This is a genomic window from Herbiconiux daphne (assembly GCF_024979295.1).
GTDB classification, from domain to species: Bacteria; Actinomycetota; Actinomycetes; order Actinomycetales; family Microbacteriaceae; genus Herbiconiux; species Herbiconiux daphnes.
Genome location: NZ_JANLCJ010000144.1, coordinates 1 through 1,080 on the forward strand (window position 1 = coordinate 1; position 1,080 = coordinate 1,080).

A 1,080-nucleotide genomic window follows, 5' to 3' on the forward strand; every position below is an offset into this window, starting at 1 on the left:
GGGCAGGGCTTAAAATCGAGTAACTATTTACTACTCAACTTCTACGTAATAGACGCTCGCGCCTTTTGCCGTAGTTTTCAGTTTGATGGTGATGAACGGTTGTTCGTCGCCAAATACAGCCATTACTTCTTTCAGCGACTGACGAGCAGAGGCGGAATCAGTAAACAGGCCGTCAATCTCGCCGTCCTCGGTCATAATGACCGCCTTACAGTTTTCGTCAGTTTCGACGATTTTCAGGAGCTTGATTTTAGTGCCTTCTTCTTTGAAGCTGAAAATGTGTTTCGCATTAGCCAGCGCGTTGAAGATAGCTTTTGAGTCGAGGGTTTTAGTTGCTTTAGTCATAATGATAATCTCTCTATTGAGTGTGGTTTTGTTGTGGTCTACATCGACCGGGAAGTTATGCGCCCACGCCAATCATTAGGCATTTAACGGGCGGCTTTCACGCTTACGCCAGTGTTACGGTGCGTTTCGCGGATTCGGTAGTCGCTTCAATGCCGAACTCGGCAAGGATTGCAACAGTTTTCGCGGCTTCGCTCTTAGTGGAGCAGATTTTTTCTTTATCGCCAGCTTTGACGATGTACACGGTGATTTTCTTCAACATAATAGTTTCCTTATTGAAACTGGTTTTAGTGGTGGGCGATGTACCCGGTAATGTGGTCAAGTGCTTCGTTGACCGTGAGATAATAATAGCATTGGTCACTTTTCACGTCAAGGTTTTTATTTAAGATAACCTCCAAAAGTTCGTATTGGTTGGTTTCGATGTTGACGGACAGTTGCCAGTAAAAGAACGTGTCAACAGTTTCAAACACGATTGCGTTTTCAGAATCAGGTGACAGTTTCAGTGTGGTACTATCGGGCAGTAGTACACGACCCACGATTTCAGACAGGACAGATTGAGCAAAGAACTGTAACATAATAGTTGTTGACCTCATAAGCTAATAGTGATAGAGTGATTCCATTCCGAAATAGTGACAGCCAGAAATCCCTTCCAACAGTATTGTACCCCACCCCGTCAGAATAATCAAGCAGAAATAGTGAGCATGGGAAAAGTGGTAGTAGTTTTTTGTTTTGTCCTTCTTT

General features: G+C 43.9%; 2 protein-coding genes. Both read right to left on the reverse strand.

Going from position 1 to position 1,080, the window contains the following annotated elements; translation table 11 throughout:
• Window positions 1-30: 30 nt before the first annotated feature.
• Window positions 31-342 carry a CBS domain-containing protein gene (locus tag N1032_RS23655; protein WP_163638898.1) on the reverse strand — a complete coding sequence of 104 codons (312 nt, stop codon included), beginning with the start codon at window positions 340-342 and terminating at the stop codon, window positions 31-33.
• 103 nt (window positions 343-445) lie between these two features.
• On the reverse strand, window positions 446-601 hold the full coding sequence (locus tag N1032_RS23660) for a hypothetical protein (protein WP_259542823.1): 156 nt from the start codon (window positions 599-601) through the stop codon (window positions 446-448).
• Between the last annotated feature and the right edge of the window lie 479 nt (window positions 602-1,080).

What these genes read in the sequence shown, in the direction of transcription:
- N1032_RS23655 (WP_163638898.1), bottom strand. Translation starts at nt 342, where the DNA reads ATGACTAAAGCAACTAAAACCCTCGACTCAAAAGCTATCTTCAACGCG.
- N1032_RS23660 (WP_259542823.1), bottom strand. Translation starts at nt 601, where the DNA reads ATGTTGAAGAAAATCACCGTGTACATCGTCAAAGCTGGCGATAAAGAA.